Origin of the sequence: Variovorax sp. YR266 (assembly GCF_900107295.1) — a bacterium.
In the GTDB taxonomy this organism is placed as follows: domain Bacteria; phylum Pseudomonadota; class Gammaproteobacteria; order Burkholderiales; family Burkholderiaceae_C; genus Variovorax.
The window spans coordinates 88096-108462 of record NZ_FNPM01000014.1 but is presented as its reverse complement, the minus strand read 5'-3'; the positions used below and the strand labels follow the sequence as shown (position 1 = coordinate 108462).

Below are 20367 nucleotides of genomic sequence, written 5' to 3'. Positions count from 1 at the left end.
CTTCCTATACGCCATCGAGCTCGGCGGCGCGGGCATCGACCACCTCGAGCGGATGCGCCTGCGGGGGCATCGCCATCGGCGAGGCCTTCTTCTCGTAGTCCATGAAGATGCGCGAGGCATAGGCCTCGGTCGCGCCCTGGTACTTGCCGTCGTAGAGGTCGATGTCGCCCTGCACGTCCCAGAACATCATCTGCCCGATGTCCATGCCGGCATAGACCCTGATGCGGTTGATGGCCAGCAGCTGGATGGTCCACTTGCCGACGAAGCCGATGTCGCCCAGCGAAGCCGAGAGGTTGATGAACATGCCCAGCCGCGCGATCGACGAGCGCGCCGCGTAGGTCGGCACGAACTTCGTGCTGCCCATGGTCTCCATGGTGGTCGCGAGGTACAGCCGCATCGGCTCCAGCACGAAGCCCTCGGGACCGATGTGGATGTCGTCGGTGGGCTTCTCCTCCTTGATGTCGATCACGCCCTCCTGGTACACCTTCATGTCGGCGGCCAGCCTGAAGTTGTAGCTGTTGGGATTGACGTTCTTCGAGAGAAACGGCGCGATGGTGATGTCGCCGCTGTGAACGCGTCGGGAGATTTCGGTGCCGGTAAGGATCATTTTTGGTCCATGATGATTCGCGAGGGAACAACACCTTCCGAACCCACGTAGCGGCCCTGATACTTCAGTTCTCCGCCGAGGTTGGTCCAGAAGCAAACCTTGCCGATGCGCGCGCCGGCATAGACGCGCAGCGGTTGAGTGACGACGATCTCCAGGGTCCAGCAGATCACCGCGCCCGTGTGGCCCAGCGGTGCGCTGGTCTGTATGAACATGCCGCACAGGGCCGTGGAGAGATTGGCGTAGAGCTCGCTGGCAAAGTGCACGCCGCCGATGCGCTCGGCCGTCTGGCCGAGGTAGAAGCGGTTGGGGTGCAGCACCAGCCCCTCTTCGGGGATGGTGTGGCGGATCACCTGCAGCCCCAGGTGCGGATCGATCTGGTCCGAGCTGTACTCGAGGATCTCCGCGCCCAGGCAGCAACCGTACGAGTTCTGCTCGATCTGGCGCTCGTCGAAGGGCTCGATGACGATCGAGCCGGCCTCGCGCATGCGGCGGATTTCACTTCCCGTGAGGACCATGCATGCCTTTCTCCGGCGCGGTGGCGTGCGCCGGTTCCGGCCGCGCGGCCGGATAGAGTTCATGGATCAGCGAGCGAGGGCCGATGAAGTAACCCTGCGTCGGGTTGGCGGCCGCGCACTGCGCATCGCCCGCCGCCAGCAGGCGAGACAGTTGCGGCAGGTTGTAGCTGGGCACGGCCGGACAGCTGTGGTGCTCCCAGTGGCGGTTGATGTGGCAGGGTGCCCAGAGAAAGCGCTCGATCCATCCGACCCGCAGGCTGCGCGCCGCGGTGGCGACCGGATTGCCGAGCCGCCCGCCGTGCTCCGCAATGCCGCGCACGCGCAGGATGGCGGGCATGAACAGCAGGATGGGCAGCAGCCAGTACAGGATGAATTCGCGCCACACGCCGAACCCGGCCACCAGCGCCGCCACCGCCGCGATGAAGGCCACCGCCAGGCCGCGGTCGAGACGGCTGCCTGGGGCCTTTTTCGAGAACAGGCCCAGCATGCCGAAGCTGTTGGCCGAGCGCAGGGTCGCGATGGTGGTGAGCCCCGAGGCATCGCGCAGCAGCAGCGCAAGGAAGCGGCCGCGCGTGGCGGGGATCACCGAGTCGGCGAGGTCGGGGTCGCCTTCGCCGTTCAGATAGCGGTGGTGCCTGAAATGATGCGCGCGGTAGCGCGCCACGCTGAGCGTCAGCGGAAAGGCGAGCAGCAGGTTGCCGACCGTGTCGTTGAACCAGCGCTTGCGCGCGAGCAGGCAATGGGCGGCGTCGTGCATCAGCACCAGCATCGCGTGCTGGCGCGTGGCGATGACCAGCATCGCCGCGACGGTCACCGGCCACTGCTTCAGGCGCTCCGCCACCGCGATGGCCAGCACGCACACCAGCCACTGCGTGAGGATCTGTGCGGCGCAGCGCCATGGCTTCAGGGTGGCGAGCGCCTGCAGCGTTTCCGGCCCGAAGGGCAGGCGCATCGACCGTCCGCCGAGGGTGGTGCCCATGCCTGCCGTCGTCATGCGGCCTGTTCCTGTGCGCAAGGCGTGGCGGCAGCCTGCGGGCGCACCGTGCGCGGGTGGCATGCGATCCAGTGATCGACCACGCCCGGCAGGAAGCCCAGCGGATCGGGCGAGGGTTCGCGCACGTGCAGCGGCGGCCGCACGCGGTCGCTGCTTGCATAGATGCCGTAGACGCGCAGCAGCCGTTCGAAATAGCGGAAGTCCGAGCGCGAGATGCCCGGCGGCTGCCACGCGGCCAGCGCGCGCTTGAGGAAACCCCATTGCCGGTCGCGCAGGATGGGCACCGGCGCAAGTTCGGGCAGCCCATGGCTGCGGCGTGCAAGCGCGATGCGTTCCTCGATGAGCCGCACCGCGGTTTCGTAGCGCACGCGGTGCGACCCGGCCGAGGCGACGCACTCGCACGGCGTGGCGTCGGCCGCGCACCGCAGCACCATCGCGTGCAGCTCGGCGACCACCCAGTCCACGGGAACGATGTCGAGCAGACCCTCCTTGTTGCCCACGAGGAAGGGCGGGTTGAAGGTGGCAAGGAACTTGATGAGCGGATAAAGCCCGTTGAAGCGCGCGATCTCGCCTGTGCGGCTGTCGCCGACCACCAGGCTGCAGCTGAAGGTCGAGATCGGCAGGCGTGCGCCGAAGCCTTCGCGCAGTTTGCGCTCGGCCATGGCCTTGCTCTCTTCGTAGCCGTTGCGGTAGTCCCAGTCGTGGGTCTGCGTGTAGGCGGTCGAAACGTAGACCATGTGCGGCTGTGTCGACGCCGCGAGCAGCAGGCGGGCGAAGTTCTGTGTGCCCTGCACGTTGAGCTGCTGCATCTCCTGGCAGCTCTTGTCCCACGACACGTCGGCGGCCAGGTGTACGCCAACGGCAGGTGTGTCGTCCGTAGCGAGCACGCGTATCGCGGCATCGATGGAGGCGTCGTCCGACAGGTCGGCCTGGATGAACTCGACACGCCGGCGCAGGGCGGGCGGCAGGCTTTCCTCGAGCGCCGCACGCGCCTTCGCAGAGCGCAGCACGCAGATCAGGCGCAGGTCGACATCGTGCGCAAGCAAGGCGGCGGCGAGCGGGATGCCGACGGTACCGCTCGCGCCGCTCAGCAGCACCTTCATGAACCGACCAGCAGGCCGTCGGCGGCGGCCATGCGCGTGCGGATGCCCTCCAGCATCTGGCGGCTGTTGGCGCGGATGGCACGTTCGCCGATGGGGTGCAGCACCTCGGCCAGCGACGGGATGCCCAGGTCGAAGCTCACGTCGAGCTCCACGCTGAGGCTGCCGTCCCCCGCGATGAGCACGCGCCACTGCCCCCGCCACACCTCGAGGTCGCCGTCGGTCTGCTCGAACACGATGCGGTGGTCGTCGGTGAGCAGGTCGCGCTCGGTCCACGAGAGCTCGCTGCCGTTGAGCAGCACGCGCCAGTGGCTCACGATCTCGGTGGCAGTGCGGCGTTCGACGCGCACCTCGAGCACGTCCTGCATGAAGTCCGGATAGCGCTCGAAGTCGCACAGCGTGCGCCAGAGCAGTTCGCGGTCCATCGGACCCATGACAAGCGAGGAATTGACGTCAGGCATTGGCGAGAGGCTCCTTCGAGGGCGTGGTGTCGCGGGCGGGAAGTGCGGCAACGCTGGCGCAGAAGCACTCGATGCCGTCCATCAGCGTGGCTTCGTCGATGACCGCCGGCGGATACACCCGCACGACGTTCGGTGCCGTGAGGCAGAAGGCGATCAGCAGCTTGCGCTTGGCCGCCTCGATGATCATCTGGCCGGCGTCGCTCATGTCCTTGAACTCGACGCCGATCATGAAACCCTCGCCACGGACCTCCGCCACCGCCGGGTGGTGGCCGACGCGCGCAGCGAGCAGTTCGCGGCAGCGGGTGCCGAGCGTGGCGATGCGGGTCGTGAAAGACGCTTCGGTGACCACATCGAGCACCGCGTTGACCACAGCGCCGGCCATCGGGCTGCCCGCGAAGGACGACGCGTGCACCACCGGATCGCGCGCGGCGGCGCCGAACTGCGCGGTGTCAAATAGCGCCGCGGCCACGGGAAACATGCCGCCGCCGAGCACCTTGCCAAGCAGGCGGATGTCGGGTACGACCGGGCACACCAACTGGCCTGTGCGGCCGAGCCCGGTCTGGATCTCGTCGAGGATGAGCCGCACGCCGTGCGCGCGCGTCAGTTCGCGCAGCGCCTGCAGGAAGGCCGGGCTCACGGGACGGATGCCGCCTTCGCCCTGGACCGGCTCGATGATCGCTGCGGCATACGCGCCGCTGGCCAGCGCGGCCTCGACGGCCTGCAGGTCGCCGACGTCGACGAAGCTCGACTGCCCGTCGGTCAGCAGGCCCCCGTGCCGCTCGTAGCCATGGCTCACGCTCAGCGCACCGGGGGAACGCCCGTGGTAGGCGTGGCGGAACGCGAGGATGCGCCGGCGGCCGGTGGCGATGCGCGCGAGCTTGAGCGCGGCCTCCGTCGCCTCCGAACCGGTGTTGACGAAGATGATGTTGTCCAGCGGCTGGCCGCCCAGCGCGAGCAGGCGCTCGGCCGCGGTCACGATCGGTTCGTTGGCCAGGATCTTCGACGACAGCCCCATGCGCCCGGCCTGCGCCGTCAGCGCCTGCACCACCTGCGGATGGCAATGGCCCAGCAGGTGGACGCCGAACGAGCCGAAGTCGAGCCAGCGCGCGCCCATGCTGTCCTCGATCCAGGCGCCACTCGCGCTGCTCTCGGAGCTCGCAAGGCCAGCCATCTTGAGCATCAGCCCCTGCTGGCGGCCGAAGACGGTGCCGTAGCGGTCCGCGAAGGCGTTCTTGCGCCCGGTGGGCATGTCGTTGCTCATAGCGAAGTCATCAAGGGCGCGAGAAAACCTGCATCGCAGCCCACGCGCTCGCAGGCCTTGTTGGCCGAGCGCAGAAAGCGCAGCACATGGCCCTGGTTCTCGGGTTGCAGCGCATCGACGAGGTCGCTCGGAAACGCCGCGAGCAGGTCTTCGAGCACGCCGGTGAGCCGATCGACTTCCGCGCCGTCGGTGGGCGTGTCGATGCCGAGGAGGCGGGTGGCGGTGGGCCCGTCCATCGCCGCCACGTCGCTCAGCCCGTACGCCATGAGCAGCGGCAGCCGATGCATCTCCTGCGGCACGGCGGCACGGTCGAGCACCGCATCCACCTGCAGCAGCAACTCGGCGATCTTGATCTTGACCAGCGCCGCCGCATCCGGGATGTCGCGTGCGCCCGCCAGGTCCTCGATGTAGGCGCGCAACTCCGTCATGAGCAGCCAGGCGGCGCTGATGGTCGAGGTGACATGGTCGCCCGCGGCAAACCGGTAGCCCGCGTTGATGCGCGGGAACCAGCGGATGTCGCGTGCATCCGGAGACTGCGGCTCAATCGGCGAGGGCATGGACGTCTTCCTTTTCTTCCGCGCAGGAACTGGCGGCCATGAGCGAGAAGCTCAGCGTGCCGCTGCGTGCGCTGCGCAACAGCGAGGCTGCATGCGCGGCGGAGAGGGTGGCCAGGCTCGCGAGGTCTGCCGGTGCGGCCTGTGCCTCGGTCGTCGCAGCGAGCCGGGCGCGGCCGTCGTTGCCGATCAGGAAGGCCGAGCGCTTGTCGAGGGCGGCTTGCGTGCAGGGGGCGTCGGTGTGGGGCATGGCATTGGACAGCGACGGTGCGCCCATCAGGACGCCGAGCCGTCGGTCGACCTCATCCAGCGCAGCGATTCCGCGCGCGCTGGCGGCGCACGAAGGTTCGCCAACCGACGACCACATCGCCGTGAGCCGCTCCTGCAGCCATGCATCGACCACGCGCATGTGCGGGCCCGCCGCTTCGCGCCAGCGCCGCAAGGTCCACTTCTTGTTCGACAGCACCCAGCCGCCGAGCGACAGCGCGGCCGCCATCGCAGACAGGCAGGCGTTGATCAGATAGCCGCGTGCCGCGTCGGGCTCGCCGGCGCGCTGTGCCAGCGCGGCGCAGACGCGGCTCTGGTGGAAGGCGTCGTACTCCTGCGCGGCTGCGACCGGAACCAATGCGCCCAGGTGCGCGAGATGGTACGCCTTGCCATCGGTGGCCACGGCGTAGACGATGCGCTCCAGGTATTTCTTGCGCACGGCGTGGCCGCTGTCCCAGCGCTGGTAGCCCGCCAGACGTTGCGGCAGGGCACACCGCGACAGCAGCGCGAGATCGGCGAAGGCGCGGTCCAGGTCGTCGGTGCCGATCGGCAGGATCTCGCAGTGCTGGCCGTCGCGGTGGATCTGCGTGGCCATCTGGCCCTTGCTCACGGCTTGCGGCGTCACGCAGATGAGGTCGATGTCGCTGGTGGCGGTGGCGATGCCGTGCACCGGCGAACTCGTGAGCAGCACCTGCGCGTCGTCGAAGCCTTGCTCGCGCGCCAGTGTCGCGAGCATGTCGAAGCCGATGCTCCGGCTGCGCAGGAACGCATCGGCATTGGCCGTGACGAAATCCGTATAGTTCACTGTCTGGATGCTCCGCGTGGTGTCGACGGTGTCGTTGCGCTCAGGCGAATCCGTAGGGACCCGCGAAGGTGCCGATGTGGCTCACGTGGCTGACCATGCCGTGCGCCTTGTCCCACAGGTGCAGCATGCAGCCGCGCGGTCCGATGTGGGACTGCGGCGGTGCGTCGGGGGCGAGCTGCAGGTCGATCTCCGTCGTGGTGCTGGGGCAGGAGCACACGACCGTTCCGGCCCAGCGGCGCAGCATCGTGCGGTGCACATGCCCGCACAGCACGAGCTCGATGTTGGGCGCGGCCCGCACCACGCCTTCCAACTGCTGCACCTCCATGTAGCGGTACATGTCCATGTAGGGAATGCCGCTCATGAAAGGCGGGTGATGGAGCATGAGCAACGTGGGCTTGGCTGTGTCCTGCGCCAGCACGCGCGCCAGCCAGGCGAGCCCTTGCGCATCGATGTGCCCGTAGTGCTTTCCTGCGGGGCACGAGTCGAGCCCGATGAAGCGCACCGGATGATCGTCGACACACCAGTGCAGGGGCCCGTCCGCAGGCAGGTAGGACTGGTCGCCAAACGCGGCGCGGAAGTTCTCGCGGTGATCGTGGTTGCCGGGAATCACGAGAAAGGGAATGCGCGAAGCCGAAAGCAGCTCGCGCACCATCGCGTATTCCTCGGGTCGGCCCTCGTCGACGAGGTCGCCGGTGATCAGCAGCAGGTCGGGGCGCTGGTCGAGTGCATGCAGGTGTGCGAGCGCTTCGCAGAACATGCGATTCGAATCCGCCACGCCTTGATACAGCGCGCCTTCAGGCCTGATGTGCGGGTCGGACAACTGCGCGATGAGCATGTGACTCCTCGATGAACTGGCTGTCATGGTGTTGTCATGCGCAGGGTGCAGCCATACGCCTGATGGCGTAGCGGCACAAAGTATTCATGCCGCACTCAACGCATTTGCTTTGACGTAAAAACGCGCGCTGACATCGGACCGTTCCGATCAAGGAGGGATGGAATCATGAGTTCGCCACGCCTCGCGCCTGCGGCCACGGTGATGACGCATCACCGTGCGGGCGACGTGTTCTATGCGACCCAGCAGCCGTTGCGGCCGCATCCGCAGACGCTGCTGGACCATCTCGACAGATGGGCATGCGATGCACCCGATCGCGTGTTCCTGGCGCAGCGTGAGGGTGAGGAATGGCGCACCTTGCGCTACGCCGCGGCGCGCGACAACGTGCATGCCATCGCGCGGATGCTGCTGCAAGGCGATGCGCCCATCGGCACCACGCTGCTTCTGATCGAGGGGAACTCGATCGCGCATGCGCTGCTGTCGCTCGCGGCAATGGCCATCGGCGTGATCGTGGTTCCGCTGTCGCCGGTGCACCTGCACAGCGCGCAGGGGCTTGCGCGCATCGAGGGCATTGCGCAGCGCGTGCGGCCCGGCTTTGCGTACGTGGCCGATGCAACGGTGCCCCGTCCGTCGCTCGGTGAAGTCGATGCGTGCAGGTGGCTCTCGCCGGGCATGCTTGCTGGTGCCGCGACACAGGCCGTTGCCAAGGAATCGCATGCGCGCCTGTGCGAACGCAGGGCACGGATCGGTGGCGACACGCTGGCGAAGTTTCTTCTCACCTCCGGCTCCACGGGGTTGCCCAAGATTGTGATCCACACGCAGCGCATGCTCTGCGCGCAACAGCAGCAGATGGCGCAGCTCTGGCAGTTTCTCGAAGACAGGCCACCCGTCTTGTGCGATTGGCTGCCGTGGAACCACACCTCGGGCGGCAACAACAGCTTCAACATGACGCTGCGCAACGGCGGCACGCTGTTCATCGACGAAGGCCGCCCGACGTTGAAAGACATCGGGCAAAGCGTGCGCAACCTGCGCGAGGTGTCGCCCACCTGGTACACGAACGTGCCGCTGGGCTATGCGGTGCTGCTGCCGTATCTCGAAGCCGATGCGTCTTTCGCCGACGCCTTCTTCCGCCGGCTCGACCTGCTGGTGTACGGCGGCGCGCCATTGGCCGCCGATCTCTGGCGGCGCATGGATGCGCTGTGCCGCCGCAGCACCGGGCACGCCGCGCGCTGGGCGAGCGGATGGGGGCTGACGGAGACGACCTCGACCTCGGCCGTCACGCATTTCGAGACGGCCGGCACCGGCGAGATCGGCGTGCCGCTGCCAGGCATGAGCTTCCGGCTGTCGCCGCGGCGAGGCCTCTATGCCGTGGCGGTGAAGGGACCCAACGTCACGCCGGGCTATCTCGGCGACGAGAAGCGAACGCGCGAGGCGTTTGACGACGAAGGCTTCTTCCACACCGGCGACCTGGTCTCCTTCGTCGACCCCGCCAACCCCGACGCGGGCCTGCGCTACGAAGGCCGTTCGAGCGACGAGTTCAAGCTCGGCAGCGGCATCTGGGTGGTGCCGGGGCGCATCAGGGCCGACCTGCTTTCGCACACCGGCCCGCTGGTGCAGGACGTCGTGGTGGCTGGACTCGGCAGGCTGCGGCTGGTCGCCTTTCTCTGGCTCAACGCCGAACTGGTGCGGCGGGATTTCGAGGGCCTGACCGATGACGATGCCCAGGGCATGGGCAGCGGGGCGCTGCTGCGTTTCCTCGAAGATGCCGTGGCTGCCTACAACGCGGTCCACACCGGCTCGAGCGAATCGATCGCGCGGGCCTGCGTGCTGCTAGAGCCGCCGAGCGCGGCCTTCGGCGAACTGACCGACAAGGGCACGATCAATCCACGCCGCTTTCTCTCGCGGCGCGCGGATCTTGTCGAGGCCCAGTACGTGCACGCGGCGCGGCAGCCGGGCGCCGTCGGACTCGCGGCAGGCGAGGCCCTGGCCCCGCTCCCCGTAGCTGCCGCATGCTGAAGCCCATTTCCACCATGCCGGGCGCCAAGGAGTTCATCGTGCTGGCCGCGGCCGTCATGTCGGTGAACGCAGTGGCGATCGATGCCTTGCTGCCGGCGCTGGCCGCCGTCGGCACCGCGGTGAATGCCGGTGAGGACAACCGCAGGCAGTGGCTGATCACTGCATACCTGATCGGCTTCGGTACGTCGCAGCTCGTCTACGGCACGCTGTCGGATCACTACGGCCGCAAGCCCTTGATGCTCGTGGGCCTCGCCATCTACGCGGCCTTTGCCGCGCTGAGCGTGCTGGCCGGAAGCTTCGGGACCGCCGTGGCCTTGCGTGTGTTGCAAGGATGCGGCGGCGGGGTGAGCGTGCTTGCGCTATCGATCATCCGCGACCGCCATTCGGGCGACGAGATGGTGCGCGTGATGTCTCTGGCCTTCATGCTCTTTCTCGGCATCCCGATCTTCGCGCCCTCGCTGGGGCACGCGATCCTGGTGCTGTCTTCGTGGCAATGGGTGTTCGCCGCGATCGCGCTCTTCGGCGCGCTGCTGCTGCCGTGGGTGGCGCTGCGCTTGCCCGAGACGCTGCCGCCTGAGCGGCGCATGCCGCTGTCGCCGCGGGCTGTGGCGCGGGCGATCGGCTACGTGCTGCGGCAGCGCGATTCGCTCGGCTACACGCTGGCGTCCACGGCGCTCGTGGGGGCGCTGTTCGGCATCGTCACATCGGGCCAGCAACTGTTCGCGAACGTGTTCCATGCGCCCGAGGCTTTTCCCGTGGTCTTCGGCACGGTCGCGACCTGCGTCGCGCTGGCCGCGCTGCTCAACGGACGCGTCGTGGGCCGCTTCGGCGCGCGGCGCACCTCGCACCTGGCGCTGATGGGCTACCTGCTGGTCGCATGCGTGCACGGCGCCGTGGCGTGGTCGGGGCTGGAGCGACCGTGGGTCTTCACGGCGCTGCAATCGGCGTTGATGTTCTGTTTCGGCCTGATGCTCGCGAACTTCGGCTCGCTCGCGATGGCGCGGCTCGCGCACATCGCGGGCACGGCCTCCGCGGTCCAGAGCCTGGTGATCAACGTGGCCGGCGCGCTGGTCGGCATCTTCATCGGGCAGCGCTTCGACGGTACGGCGGTGCCGATGACGCTGGGCTCGATCGCCTGCGGCTGCGCGGCACTGGCGATGGTGCTCATGGCCGAGCGCGGGCGCCTCTTCCAGCCGGTTGCGGCGCCGCTGCCGATGCGGGTGGCGGGATGAACGTTCCTTTCATGCCACCGACGTCCCGGGCCCTGCGGCCGCTCAACGTGGAGCCGGCGCTGCTGCAGGGCCTGCACGAACACATCGCTGCACTGAACGCGGCCGATGCCACGCTGCCTGGTCGCCCCGCCGTCGAGATTGCGCGCAACCGGGCGCAGGTGGCTTCGGCCGCGCGACTGATGGCGCAGGCTTTCGTGCACAACCAGGACAAGGGCTGGCTCGCATGGCTGCCGCCGTCGGAGGTCGCGCGCGTTCGCTCGGGCGACACCCGGCGGGCGCAGGAAAAGATCGCGCGCGTGATCGAGTACCTGTGCGCGGCCGCGGCCTTCGAGGGAGGGCTGGTGCTGCTCGAGTCCGCGGACGCGGCGGAGGAGTCGGATGCATCGGACGCGCGCGAAATCCGCGGTGCTTCGTTGTGGGGGCTTCCGCCGGCCGTGCCCGGCACCGAGCCGTGGTGGCACCTGGCGGCGTTCGGTGCGCCCGCCGCGCTGCGCAGTTACGGGCTGCTGCGCGCAGCGGCGGCCGCAGGGGCGGCGAACGCGTTGGTGCGGGCCTCGCAGCAGACGATGCACCGCCTTGGCTTGCCGGCTCGCTGCATCTACGCGCAGATGGGATGCGTCCGGCCGGCGCACCAGGGCCAACGCGTTTCGCGGCGCATGTTCGAGCCGTTTCGCCTGCTGGCGGACCGCTTCGACCTCGTGTACCGGCTGGAGAGCAGCAGCCCCGAGACGAACGACCAGCGCGTCTTCTCCAACTTCCGCTTCGAGAAGATCGGGGAACACCACTTCGGCACCTCGCGCTTCAACAGCGTCGGGCCCTACACGATCAATCTCATGGTCAGAAGGCCGGGGGCCGAGGCACCATGACCCTGATCTTTCATCCGGTCGATCCTTCCGACGAAGCTTTCCGCGCCCGCTGGAATGCGCGGGTGGCGGAGAACGAACTCTCGCTGGACTGCGAGTTCCTCCGGCTCCTGGCCGACACCGAGCCCGGGACCTCCTACCACTTCGTGCAGGCCATGGACCCGGCGGGGCAGGTGCGCGCACTGGCCTGCTATTCGGTTTCGGAGATGCGCGTGATGCGCTTCGTTCCGATGCGCGTGCTGGTGCTGGGCGGCACGGTCGCCGCGGGCAAGGCCTTCTGGTTCGACGCCGATGCCCTCGACTTCGCTTCGTTCCTGGCCGGCTTCGAGGCCTTCGTGAAGGCCCAGGTGCGTTGCGACATCCTCGTGCTCAAGGAGTTCTCGCCGGGCCGTGACGACGCGTCCATGCGCTCGATGACCGAGGCAGGCTTCATCGCGCAGATGTGCTACGACCGCAGCCGCCTTGCGCTGCCGCCGGACGGGCAGATGCAGAGCTTTCTCGATTCGCTGCCGTCCAAGAAGCGCAGGTACCTGCGCCAGGTCATGGCACAAGGCGAGACGGCCGCTCTCGAGGTCGCGGTGCACACGCGTTTCGACCATCTGGTCGAAGCGACCTATGCACTCTATCTCGCGGTGAACGCGCGGGCCAGCGAAGCGCGCACACCCGCATTGCCGCGCAGCTTCTTCGCGGCACTGGGGCAACTCGACGCCACACGGATGCTCACCGTCTCGCAAGGCACAAGGATGGTCGGATTCGGCCTGCTGATGCAGCGCGGCGCCAAGCTCAAGTGCATGGTGATCGGGCTCGACTACGAGGTGTCGAGGGAGCTTCAGCTCTGGTACCAGATCGTGGTTCGCGCGATCGAGCACGCCATGAACAGCGGCTGCACCAGCGTCGACCTGGGGTCGACCAACCACAGCATGAAGCGCAAGTTCGGCGCCGAGCACGAGGACATATGGATCGCCGTGCGCCACCGCAGCCGATGGGTCACGCGTCTGTTGGCTCCCCTGATCCGGCACACACTGGCTGCCATCTATCGGCCCTCGGGGAGGGGCCTGCCCACCGTCGACGATGCCAACTGAGCACACCGAGAGGATGCGCCATGTACCGCACGATCATCTATGCCATCCCGCTCTTTGCCGTGTTGATCGCCTGCGAATTTGCATGGGGCTGCATCCGGCGGCGCAACACCTACCGGCTCAACGACTTCATCAGCAACCTGAGCCACGGCCTGCTGAGCCAGGTGGTGGCCGTCTGCACGCCGTTCTTCCAGATCGGCTTCTACACGATGATCTTTCCGTTCACGTCGCATTGGTCGAACCAGGACTTCTGGAACAGTTGGGCCGGCCTGTTGTGCGCGGTGATCCTGTTCGACTTCTGCAACTACTGGGTGCACCGTGCCGGCCACGAGTGCGCCGTGTTCTGGGCCGCGCATGCCGTGCATCACCAGAGCCAGGATTTCAACTTGTCGATCGCCCTGCGGCAGGGCAGCGCCGTGGGATTGCTCGGATGGATCTTCTTTCTCCCGATGGCGCTCATCGGCGTGCCTCCGGAGCGGTTCGGCATCGCGGCGCTGGTGTTGGTGCTCTACGGGTACTGGGTGCACACCGAGCACATTGGCAAGCTCGGCTGGTTCGACCATGTGTTCTCCTCGCCGTCGAACCACCGCGTGCATCACGCCATCAACGCCGGGTACCTGGACCGCAACTACGGCGCCTTGCTGGTGGTGTGGGACAAGCTCTTCGGGACCTTTGCCGAGGAGCGAGAGCCGTGCGTCTACGGCACCCTCAAGCCACTCGACAGCTGGAACCCGCTGCATGCTCTCCTGGACACCTACATCTCCCTGGCTCGCACCGCATGGCACACACGAAGGTGGAGCGACAAGTTGCGCGTGTGGGTGAAGCCGCCGGGGTGGCAACCGGCCGATGTTGCACCGAGGTTCCTCGTACGGATTCAGGCGATTGAGACGGTCAAGCGCTATGACCCCGCACTCACGCCTGTCCAGCAATGGACGGCCATCGGCCAACTCGTGCTCTGGCTCGTGGCCATTCTTGTATTCCTGTGGCACGCGAAGGCCTCGTCGTTCGGGCTCAATGCGACGATGCTCGGCCTGACCATCGCGGGACTTTGGATCACTGGCGCGGTGCTGGAGTCTGCCGTTCGTGTCCGCTGGGCATGGTGCCTGCAGGCGATGTTGTTGGGCCTGATTGCTGCTTGTGTGGCAGGGCGGTGGTAGAGACGGACGGCACATCGACGAAGGCCTACGGATAGCCCCCCAAAAACACATGACCTCGACGCCCATGCCCATCCCTCGATGAGGGTGTCACCTTGCCGAAGCCCGCAAGTATTTCGGAGTTTCAGAAATACAGCACCCGGGAAGGCTTGAAGCGGCAGGATCCGACATCAAGCTCAAGTTGAGGGCATGCCTTCGAGCGCATCCACCGCTGCTTGCAGTCCACCCAGCACGCGCTCGGCCACCCGTGGCGAAAAATCCTTCGGCAATTGCGCCTTCACGTCGTTGATCGCAACGGGCGTGCGTTCAATCACCTGCTGGATGATGGCCTCGGCGTCGCGGGCATACCCCACCTGCTGGGCGGTGCTGTTGAAGTGCCGGCGCTGTATGGCAGTCATGGCGTAGTGCTTGTTCTTGCCAAGAAGCGCCATGGCCATCTTGACTTCACGTGGCGCCCATTGATTGGGTCCCTTGCCGAGGATAGGGTAGGCCGACATCACGTCATACATCCTCGTCAGCCGGTAGCCGCCGCCGGCAAGCAGATGGATGCTGAAGTTTTTCGCGTGTCCGTCCGGTGCGCGCAGCAGCCAGAACAACACTTGCGAGGTCATCAAGGTTCGCATGTCATCCGCCGCACTCACGGACTGCTGCAGCAGCGAAAAGAGCTTGGACAGGCCGGGGCCCCCCTCGTTTTCGTACTTCACCAAGGGCGAGGTCCCGGTGGCCTGGCAGAAGTCCTCCTGCGGCAATCGCAGGAGGCGTCCGTTCGAAAGGCGCCTGTCGAAGCGTTCGACCACGAGGACACGTTGTTTGCCGAACGAAGCGATGGTCGCGTCTGCCGTGGGCAGCCCATAGGCGTGCAACAGCTTCAGACACAGCCACTCGTTGTCCACGGAGGTGGAGAAGTCGGCCTGGCGCCCGCCAATCAGACCCAGGGGAAGCTTGAAGATGTGGGTGGTGGGCGTGGTGCCCCGAGGCTTGTGCCAGGTGCCGTTCCACCACAGGTAGGCGTCCTTTTCCTGCGCGCCGGCCAGCGAAATGCGAAAGTCGTCGTCCGGGTCGACCGCGGCGTCGAGCTTGTCGGGGCTGACGACACTCAGCAGGTGCCGCTCGATGGACTGGTCGTCGACCGGCACTGCTTCCACTTGGTCGACAGCCCTTGGCGCCTCGGCCTCATCGAGCAGCTGAATGGCGCCCACGCAGTCGCGCCCGATGGCGCGCAGAAGGTCGAAGGCGTCTACCGAGCCCGTCTTGAAACGCGTCGCCACGCGCTTGCGAATGGCATTGCTGTCGGGCAGCAGGTTGTCGAAGTAGTGCGCGACGGCGGCGCCCTTGATGGGCTCGTTGTGTGGGTTGAATGGCAGGGACAGGGACAACGGACGGCCCAGGGCCGAGCGAACCCAGGCCTCGTCGTAGTGAAGCTCCATGTCGCCGCGCGCGGGGATCGTCCAGCGGCCGACGTGCTCGCCGTTGGACCAGAGGCCGAGGGACTGGCTGTGCGATCGACGACCCATCTCACCACTCCGTCGTGCGTGGCTTGGCTGCCGGCGCGCCACGCGCGCCCAGCTTCAGCTCCAGGCCAAGCGCCGAGCACCAGGTCAGCAGTTGCTTGATGCTCAACTCGTCGGGATGAAGCTCGAGGTAGGAAACCCGGTTCTGGCTGAGGTTCAATCTGGTGCCAATGGCAGCTTGGTTCAGCTTCAGTCGCTTGCGCGTGCTGCGCAGCAATTGCCCCAGTTGATCGCCGGATACCAGAGGTTGGGCAGGAAGTGCATCCATGACTTAGCTGTATTTATGCTATTTGTAATTTAGCACTAATGCGGCTAAATGTCAAATAGCTGAATTTAGGCTAAAATCCATCTGCCACGGCCGCAAGCTCACGAGCGATCCAGCCATCCGGGATTTTCCGCGGATGATGTATCAACATGTTGCATGCATTCGGCACTCCTTAAAAACAAAGGAGGAGCCCGGCCATGAAACAAGCGCGACTCGCACGCTGGCTCGCAGGAATGGCCATCGCGACGGCGGCGATGAGCCACGCGTGTGCCCTGGAGGTGCTGGTGGCACAAGTGGCGCCCATTCGCGGGTTGGAAGCCAAGCAGGGCGCGGGCTACGCCGCCGGCATGCGTCTAGCGTCCGAGGCTGCGAACCGCCGGGGCGGCGTGAACGGCCACACCTTCGCACTGGCGACGTCGATGCTCAACAATCCAAGAAAGCTCGCCACGGTCATGCTCAGCATTGAGGGTGTGACATCACCATAGCAATCCTGCTCCAGCAGAAACGACATCAGGTGTTCATATCTCAGAACGATAAGAAACGCCCCCATCAAGAGGCCAATTGCCAACAATATCGAAATGACCGCAGACAGAACGGCGTGGGCAAGGTGGCTTGGCCAGCTCCCGGAAAACGGAAGGCACCAACAGGACACCCCCAGCCACCCGGTGGACCCCAGGATCAATAAAGGAGTGGTCAGGAGGTAAACGAAGTCTTGAGTGGGGCCGCACACGGGTCCGGGGATTGGGTGACGCTACCCAGCAGGAACAGATAACAGGCGAATAGCGCTGCGGCGCATAAGGGCTTAGTGAGCATGGCCAATACGACAGTGGTGCAATGATTGCAATTCGTGCGAGAACGAGAGATGTGCTGCATCAGCGCAGCGCAACTCTGCAAGAGTTGCAATCATCGATTTTTTAAAGCCGTCAACTGCCCGTGCCAAGCAACTCGATGCTCCAGAGCAGCAGGGCCTCGTAGTCGTTGGCTGATTGCGCGAGCGGCAGCTTCTTGAACAGGGCTACAAGGTATCGGTACGGCTCAATGCCGTTGGCCTTGGTGGTCTCGATGAGCGAATAAAGAATTGGCACTGGTGTTCGCGCCGCCCACGGTGTCAGCGAACAACCACGACCTTCTTCCGACGACGAAGGGCTGAATCGCGTTCTCCACAGGATTGGAGTCCCGTGGCCAAGCGCTGTTGTCTAGGAACCGAACGAGTTTGGGCCACTGCCCGTGCAGGTAGTGCAGTGCTTCGCCCCGCAGGCTCGATGGCGCGACGCTGCGCAGGTGCGTGAGCAGTTGCCGCTCGATCTCGCGCACAACGGCGGCGCTGTAGCGCGAACGCAGCCGCAGCCGGCGCGCAAGCATGCAATCCCTGGCTTCTACATGGCGAGCAGTCATTCACTCTATGCGCTCCACGTCGAAGCTCACGGCGCCGTCTGAGGCGCCCCCGCGGCAATCGACGGATGGGCGTCTAGCGATTTGGCATGCAGCAGCTTGAAAGTGCCACCTTGCGCCGCCGGGGACCCGGCTTAATGCCGCTGTTGCGAGGGTCTTGCCCGATGTCGCCGGCGAACCACCGAAAGATGTTGGCCCGGTTTCTCCACCCGTCGCTGAATCGCACAAAGAGAAAGCCCCGCTCTGCGTTGCCGAGCGCGTCGACCGGTATGCCGGCAGCGCGCAAGGCCGTGATCTCGGCGTCGGTATTTATGCCGGATGGCAGTTTCAAAGTGATCGTCGCGCTGTGGATTGGGTGCCTAGGCATCGCTTCGCTTCCGTCAAACTTCCCGGAGGCGCAGTTGACCTGAAGAGAGCTTCTTCGGGGATCCCACATTTATAGGATGCGCAAGCGACAGCCTATTGGACGGCTCGCAATGACACCCCCCGCTCCAGCAGTTCTCTCAGAAAGGCCCAGGGAAAAATTCCCCTGTCATGCCCGTCGCTGAACACGAATTGAACGCCGTAGGCGCCGACCGGAAGGATGTTCGTCACGCTTGGTCCGGTAGCGGGGTGCACGTCTTCAACGCTATCGGCGCGAGGGATCGCGCGCAGCGCCTTGCAGTCCGCGCAGGGGCAGTTCGACCGCAGCAGCTGGTAACCGGCGACATGCAGCGCACCGTCCGCCCAGCGGAACTCCAGCGCAGCGCGTGCGCGGTGATCGACGATGGACTCAGGCGCCATGCGAGGCTGCCGGACGGGCGCCGATCTGGGCGATGGCCAGCCGCACGGACTTGCGCACTTCGGGATCGGGATCATGGGACGCCTGTTCGAGGCCGGGCAGCGCAGTGGCGTCGCCGATCTCGCCCAGCGCCAGCGCGGCCTCCTTGCGAAGATTGCTGATGCTGTGGCCCAGCGCGGCAAGCAGCGGCGCGACGCTTTCGGTGCTGCGCAGCCGGCCCAGGCTGCGCGCCGCGCGCAGGCGGACCTGCCAGTAGGGGTCGTCGAGCGCTGCCAGCAGCGCCGTCGCTGCCGCGGGCTGCTGCAGTTTGCCGAGCGCGGTGGCGGCTTCTTCACGCACTTGCCAGCTCGCGTCGCGCAGCGCGGTTTCCAGCGCGCTGCGCGCGGCAGCGTCGCCAGCCGCGAATGCCAATGCACCCACGGCCGCGCGGCGCACTTCGTCCACCCGATCGGAAACTGCGAGCGTGGCCAATGCGGGCAGCGCGGCCGCATGCTTCAGATAGCCGAGCACGCCGATGGCCTCACGGCGCAGGGCGACGGCGTCGGTGGCGTCATCGGCGGAGCGTGCCTCCTGAAGCACCGCCAGCGCGGGCTCGGCACTGGCCGGCACGCGCAGCTCGCGCAGCGCACGCAGCACGGCGGCGCGCACACGCGCTGGCCCAGCCCCCGCGTGCGGCAGCAGCCAGGCGGCCGAAGTCGGTTCCTTCAGTTCGGCCAGGCTGTGAGCGGCGGCCTCGCGCACCTGTGCGTCAGGGTCGTCGAGCGCCTGGGCCAGCCCTTCGACTGCTGCCTGGTTCTCCATGGTTTCGAGCGCCAGCGCGGCGGCGGCGCGCACGGCGGGCGCGTCGTCGCGCAGCGCAGCGACCAGCAGCGGCGTGTGCGTTTCATCGGCCAGGTCGCCCAGGTCCATCACGGCGATGCGGCGCACTTCGGCGTCGGGCGAGTCCAGCCGTGCAGCAATGGCCTGCAGTTCGGGGTCGTCGAGGATCGAGGGGTTCATTCTTTTTTCTAGATGGCGAAACGCAGTTGCGCAGCGGTGGGCGCGCCGAGCGGCGTGAGGCGGTCCAGCGGCGCGCTGGCTGCTGCATGCGGATGCAGCAACTGCAGGCAGTGCCGCTTGAGCGCTGTGAATTCGGAAGAAGTGACCAGCGACGGATCGCGCGGCCGGGCGAAGTCCAGCGCGAACTCGGCGACGATGCGGCCCGGCCTCGGCCCCATCACGAGCACACGGTCGCCGAGGAACAGTGCCTCGTCGATGTCGTGCGTGATAAAGACGATGGTGGTGCGCACGCGCGCCCAGGCGTCGAGCAGCTGGCGCTGCATCATGAGCCGGGTCTGCGCGTCGAGCGCGCCGAAGGGCTCGTCCATCAGCATCACGCGTGGATGGTTGATGAGCACCCGCGCAATTTCCGCACGCTGCTGCATGCCGCCCGAGAGTTGCGACGGATAGAAGCCGGCGAAGTCGTCCAGGCCGACGAGCCGCAGCATCTCGTGCGCCCGCGCATGGCGTTCGCGACGGCCGACGCCCTGCATCTTCAGACCGAAGGCGACATTGTCCAGCACCTTCTTCCAGGGAAAGAGCGTGTGGTGCTGAAAGACCAGCCCGCGGTCCGGATGCGGCCCGCGCACCGGTTCGCCGTCCACGTGGATGACACCGCCCGCGGGCGTCAGGTGGCCGGCCAGCGCACCCAGCAGCGTCGACTTGCCGCAGCCCGAGGGGCCGAGCAGGCAGACGAACTCGCCGGGCTCCACATGCAGCGTGATGTCCTGCACCGCATCGAAGGCCTGTGCGCCCTGGCCCAGGCGCACCCGCAGGCCGTCGATGGCGATGCGGCCGGTTTGCACGTCGGCCTTCACGCTCTTTTCTCCTGCACCGAGCGCCAGGGCATCAGCGTCTGGCCGATCCACCGCACCAGCGCGCTGCTGCCCATGCCCAGCACGCCGATGAAGAGCATGCCGACCACGATGTCGGCGTAGTTCTGGATCGTGTACGACATCCACGTGTAGTAGCCGATGCCGAACTGGCCGGAAATCATCTCGGCCGTGACCAGGCAGAACCACGCCGTGCCCATGCCGATGGCCAGGCCGGTGACCACGCTCGGCAGGGCGCCCGGCAGGATCACCTCGCGGAACACCGCGAGACGGCCGGCGCCCAGGCTGCGTGCCGAGGCGACGAGGCGCGCATCCACCGCCTCCACGCCGTGCACGGTGTTGAGCAGCACCGGAAACAGCGCACCGACGAAGGTGATGAACACCATCGATGCTTCCGACGACGGAAACATCAGGATGGCCAGCGGAATCCACGCCACGGCGGGAATCGGCCGCAGCACTTCGAGCGGCGGCAGCAGCGTGTCTTCGGCCCAGCGCGCGCGACCGATCGCCAGGCCAAGCGCCACGCCCAGCACGGCGGCCAGCCCGAAGCCGATGAACACGCGGCGCAGGCTCGCCGACAGATGCTGCAGGACCAGCGGCGATTGCACCAGGGACCAGGCGGACTCGGCCACCTCACGCGGCGGCGGCACATTCTGGAAGGTGATGAAGCCCAGGTTCATGCGCTGGTGCGTGGCGAGGTGCCACGCGAGCACGCAGACGAGCAACGCGGCGATGCGCCAGGTCGCACGCGGCAGGCCGGCGCGCAGCCTGGCGATGGTGGAGCTGGCCATGGCGGGGGCAGGGCTC

General features: G+C 66.8%; 21 protein-coding genes and 1 pseudogene. 6 read left to right on the top strand and 16 right to left on the bottom strand.

The features are described 5' to 3' along the window. Positions 1-4 precede the first annotated feature (4 nt). The 9 genes from BLW48_RS28760 to BLW48_RS28720 are packed head-to-tail and all read right to left on the bottom strand — an operon-like array spanning position 5 to position 7426. Positions 5-607 carry a dCTP deaminase gene (locus BLW48_RS28760; protein WP_093178886.1) on the bottom strand — a complete coding sequence of 201 codons (603 nt, stop codon included), beginning with the start codon at positions 605-607 and terminating at the stop codon, positions 5-7. Further along, positions 604-1122, bottom strand: coding sequence for a dCTP deaminase (locus tag BLW48_RS28755; protein WP_093178884.1), 519 nt, complete (start codon positions 1120-1122; stop codon positions 604-606). Before BLW48_RS28755 ends, BLW48_RS28760 begins: the two co-directional genes overlap by 4 nt. Continuing rightward, entirely contained in the window at positions 1103-2116 is a 1014-nt protein-coding gene (locus BLW48_RS28750) for a fatty acid desaturase family protein (RefSeq protein ID WP_177142440.1), read from the bottom strand. The genes BLW48_RS28755 and BLW48_RS28750 overlap by 20 nt, the downstream gene beginning before the upstream one ends. Next, positions 2113-3219, bottom strand: coding sequence for an SDR family oxidoreductase (locus BLW48_RS28745; RefSeq protein ID WP_093178881.1), 1107 nt, complete (start codon positions 3217-3219; stop codon positions 2113-2115). The genes BLW48_RS28750 and BLW48_RS28745 overlap by 4 nt, the downstream gene beginning before the upstream one ends. After that, positions 3216-3677 carry an aromatase/cyclase gene (locus BLW48_RS28740; RefSeq protein ID WP_093178879.1) on the bottom strand — a complete coding sequence of 154 codons (462 nt, stop codon included), beginning with the start codon at positions 3675-3677 and terminating at the stop codon, positions 3216-3218. The genes BLW48_RS28745 and BLW48_RS28740 overlap by 4 nt, the downstream gene beginning before the upstream one ends. Further along, positions 3670-4938 carry an aspartate aminotransferase family protein gene (locus tag BLW48_RS28735; RefSeq protein WP_093178877.1) on the bottom strand — a complete coding sequence of 423 codons (1269 nt, stop codon included), beginning with the start codon at positions 4936-4938 and terminating at the stop codon, positions 3670-3672. The genes BLW48_RS28740 and BLW48_RS28735 overlap by 8 nt, the downstream gene beginning before the upstream one ends. Then, entirely contained in the window at positions 4935-5495 is a 561-nt protein-coding gene (locus BLW48_RS28730; RefSeq protein WP_093178875.1) for a DUF6031 family protein, read from the bottom strand. The genes BLW48_RS28735 and BLW48_RS28730 overlap by 4 nt, the downstream gene beginning before the upstream one ends. Further along, positions 5479-6564, bottom strand: a complete 1086-nt coding sequence (locus BLW48_RS28725) for a DUF6001 family protein (protein WP_093178874.1) — start codon at positions 6562-6564, stop codon at positions 5479-5481. The genes BLW48_RS28730 and BLW48_RS28725 overlap by 17 nt, the downstream gene beginning before the upstream one ends. 40 nt (positions 6565-6604) lie before the next feature. Further along, positions 6605-7426 carry a phosphodiesterase gene (locus BLW48_RS28720; RefSeq protein ID WP_256330970.1) on the bottom strand — a complete coding sequence of 274 codons (822 nt, stop codon included), beginning with the start codon at positions 7424-7426 and terminating at the stop codon, positions 6605-6607. A 138-nt stretch (positions 7427-7564) separates the two neighbouring features. On the opposite strand from BLW48_RS28720, the gene BLW48_RS28715 reads away from it, so the two are divergent. The 5 genes from BLW48_RS28715 to BLW48_RS28695 are packed head-to-tail and all read left to right on the top strand — an operon-like array spanning position 7565 to position 13743. After that, complete coding sequence (locus BLW48_RS28715; protein ID WP_093178871.1) at positions 7565-9412, top strand: AMP-binding protein; 1848 nt, start codon at positions 7565-7567, stop codon at positions 9410-9412. Continuing rightward, complete coding sequence (locus tag BLW48_RS28710) at positions 9406-10644, top strand: multidrug effflux MFS transporter (RefSeq protein WP_218137529.1); 1239 nt, start codon at positions 9406-9408, stop codon at positions 10642-10644. The genes BLW48_RS28715 and BLW48_RS28710 overlap by 7 nt, the downstream gene beginning before the upstream one ends. Positions 10645-10655: 11 nt before the next feature. Further along, positions 10656-11510 carry a hypothetical protein gene (locus BLW48_RS28705; RefSeq protein ID WP_143047805.1) on the top strand — a complete coding sequence of 285 codons (855 nt, stop codon included), beginning with the start codon at positions 10656-10658 and terminating at the stop codon, positions 11508-11510. After that, positions 11507-12589 (top strand): GNAT family N-acetyltransferase, encoded by a 1083-nt coding sequence (locus BLW48_RS28700; RefSeq protein WP_093178868.1) that lies wholly within the window; start codon positions 11507-11509, stop codon positions 12587-12589. Before BLW48_RS28705 ends, BLW48_RS28700 begins: the two co-directional genes overlap by 4 nt. A 20-nt stretch (positions 12590-12609) precedes the next feature. After that, positions 12610-13743, top strand: coding sequence for a sterol desaturase family protein (locus tag BLW48_RS28695; protein ID WP_093178866.1), 1134 nt, complete (start codon positions 12610-12612; stop codon positions 13741-13743). Between the two features lie 173 nt (positions 13744-13916). Here the strand turns inward: BLW48_RS28695 and BLW48_RS28690 are convergent, their stop codons facing one another. Continuing rightward, positions 13917-15254 (bottom strand): type II toxin-antitoxin system HipA family toxin, encoded by a 1338-nt coding sequence (locus BLW48_RS28690; RefSeq protein WP_093178865.1) that lies wholly within the window; start codon positions 15252-15254, stop codon positions 13917-13919. A gap of 1 nt (position 15255) precedes the next feature. After that, the gene (locus BLW48_RS28685; protein ID WP_093178864.1) at positions 15256-15519 is read right to left on the bottom strand and encodes a helix-turn-helix domain-containing protein; all 264 of its coding nucleotides are present in this window, start codon (positions 15517-15519) and stop codon (positions 15256-15258) included. 194 nt (positions 15520-15713) lie between these two features. On the opposite strand from BLW48_RS28685, the gene BLW48_RS28680 reads away from it, so the two are divergent. After that, the gene (locus tag BLW48_RS28680) at positions 15714-16001 is read left to right on the top strand and encodes a hypothetical protein (protein WP_143047804.1); all 288 of its coding nucleotides are present in this window, start codon (positions 15714-15716) and stop codon (positions 15999-16001) included. A 438-nt stretch (positions 16002-16439) separates the two neighbouring features. Here BLW48_RS28680 and BLW48_RS28675 read toward each other — a convergent pair. From BLW48_RS28675 to BLW48_RS28650, 5 genes and pseudogenes are all read right to left on the bottom strand, one after another. Further along, positions 16440-16833 (bottom strand): annotated as a pseudogene (locus tag BLW48_RS28675) (transposase); the annotation flags it as partial. A gap of 534 nt (positions 16834-17367) precedes the next feature. Beyond that, entirely contained in the window at positions 17368-17691 is a 324-nt protein-coding gene (locus BLW48_RS28665; protein WP_093178861.1) for a gamma-butyrobetaine hydroxylase-like domain-containing protein, read from the bottom strand. After that, on the bottom strand, positions 17681-18688 hold the full coding sequence (locus BLW48_RS28660; protein ID WP_093178859.1) for a HEAT repeat domain-containing protein: 1008 nt from the start codon (positions 18686-18688) through the stop codon (positions 17681-17683). The genes BLW48_RS28665 and BLW48_RS28660 overlap by 11 nt, the downstream gene beginning before the upstream one ends. Before the next feature lie 8 nt (positions 18689-18696). Beyond that, positions 18697-19545, bottom strand: coding sequence for an ABC transporter ATP-binding protein (locus BLW48_RS28655; protein ID WP_093178858.1), 849 nt, complete (start codon positions 19543-19545; stop codon positions 18697-18699). Further along, on the bottom strand, positions 19542-20351 hold the full coding sequence (locus tag BLW48_RS28650; protein ID WP_093178856.1) for an ABC transporter permease: 810 nt from the start codon (positions 20349-20351) through the stop codon (positions 19542-19544). Before BLW48_RS28650 ends, BLW48_RS28655 begins: the two co-directional genes overlap by 4 nt. Positions 20352-20367: the final 16 nt, after the last annotated feature.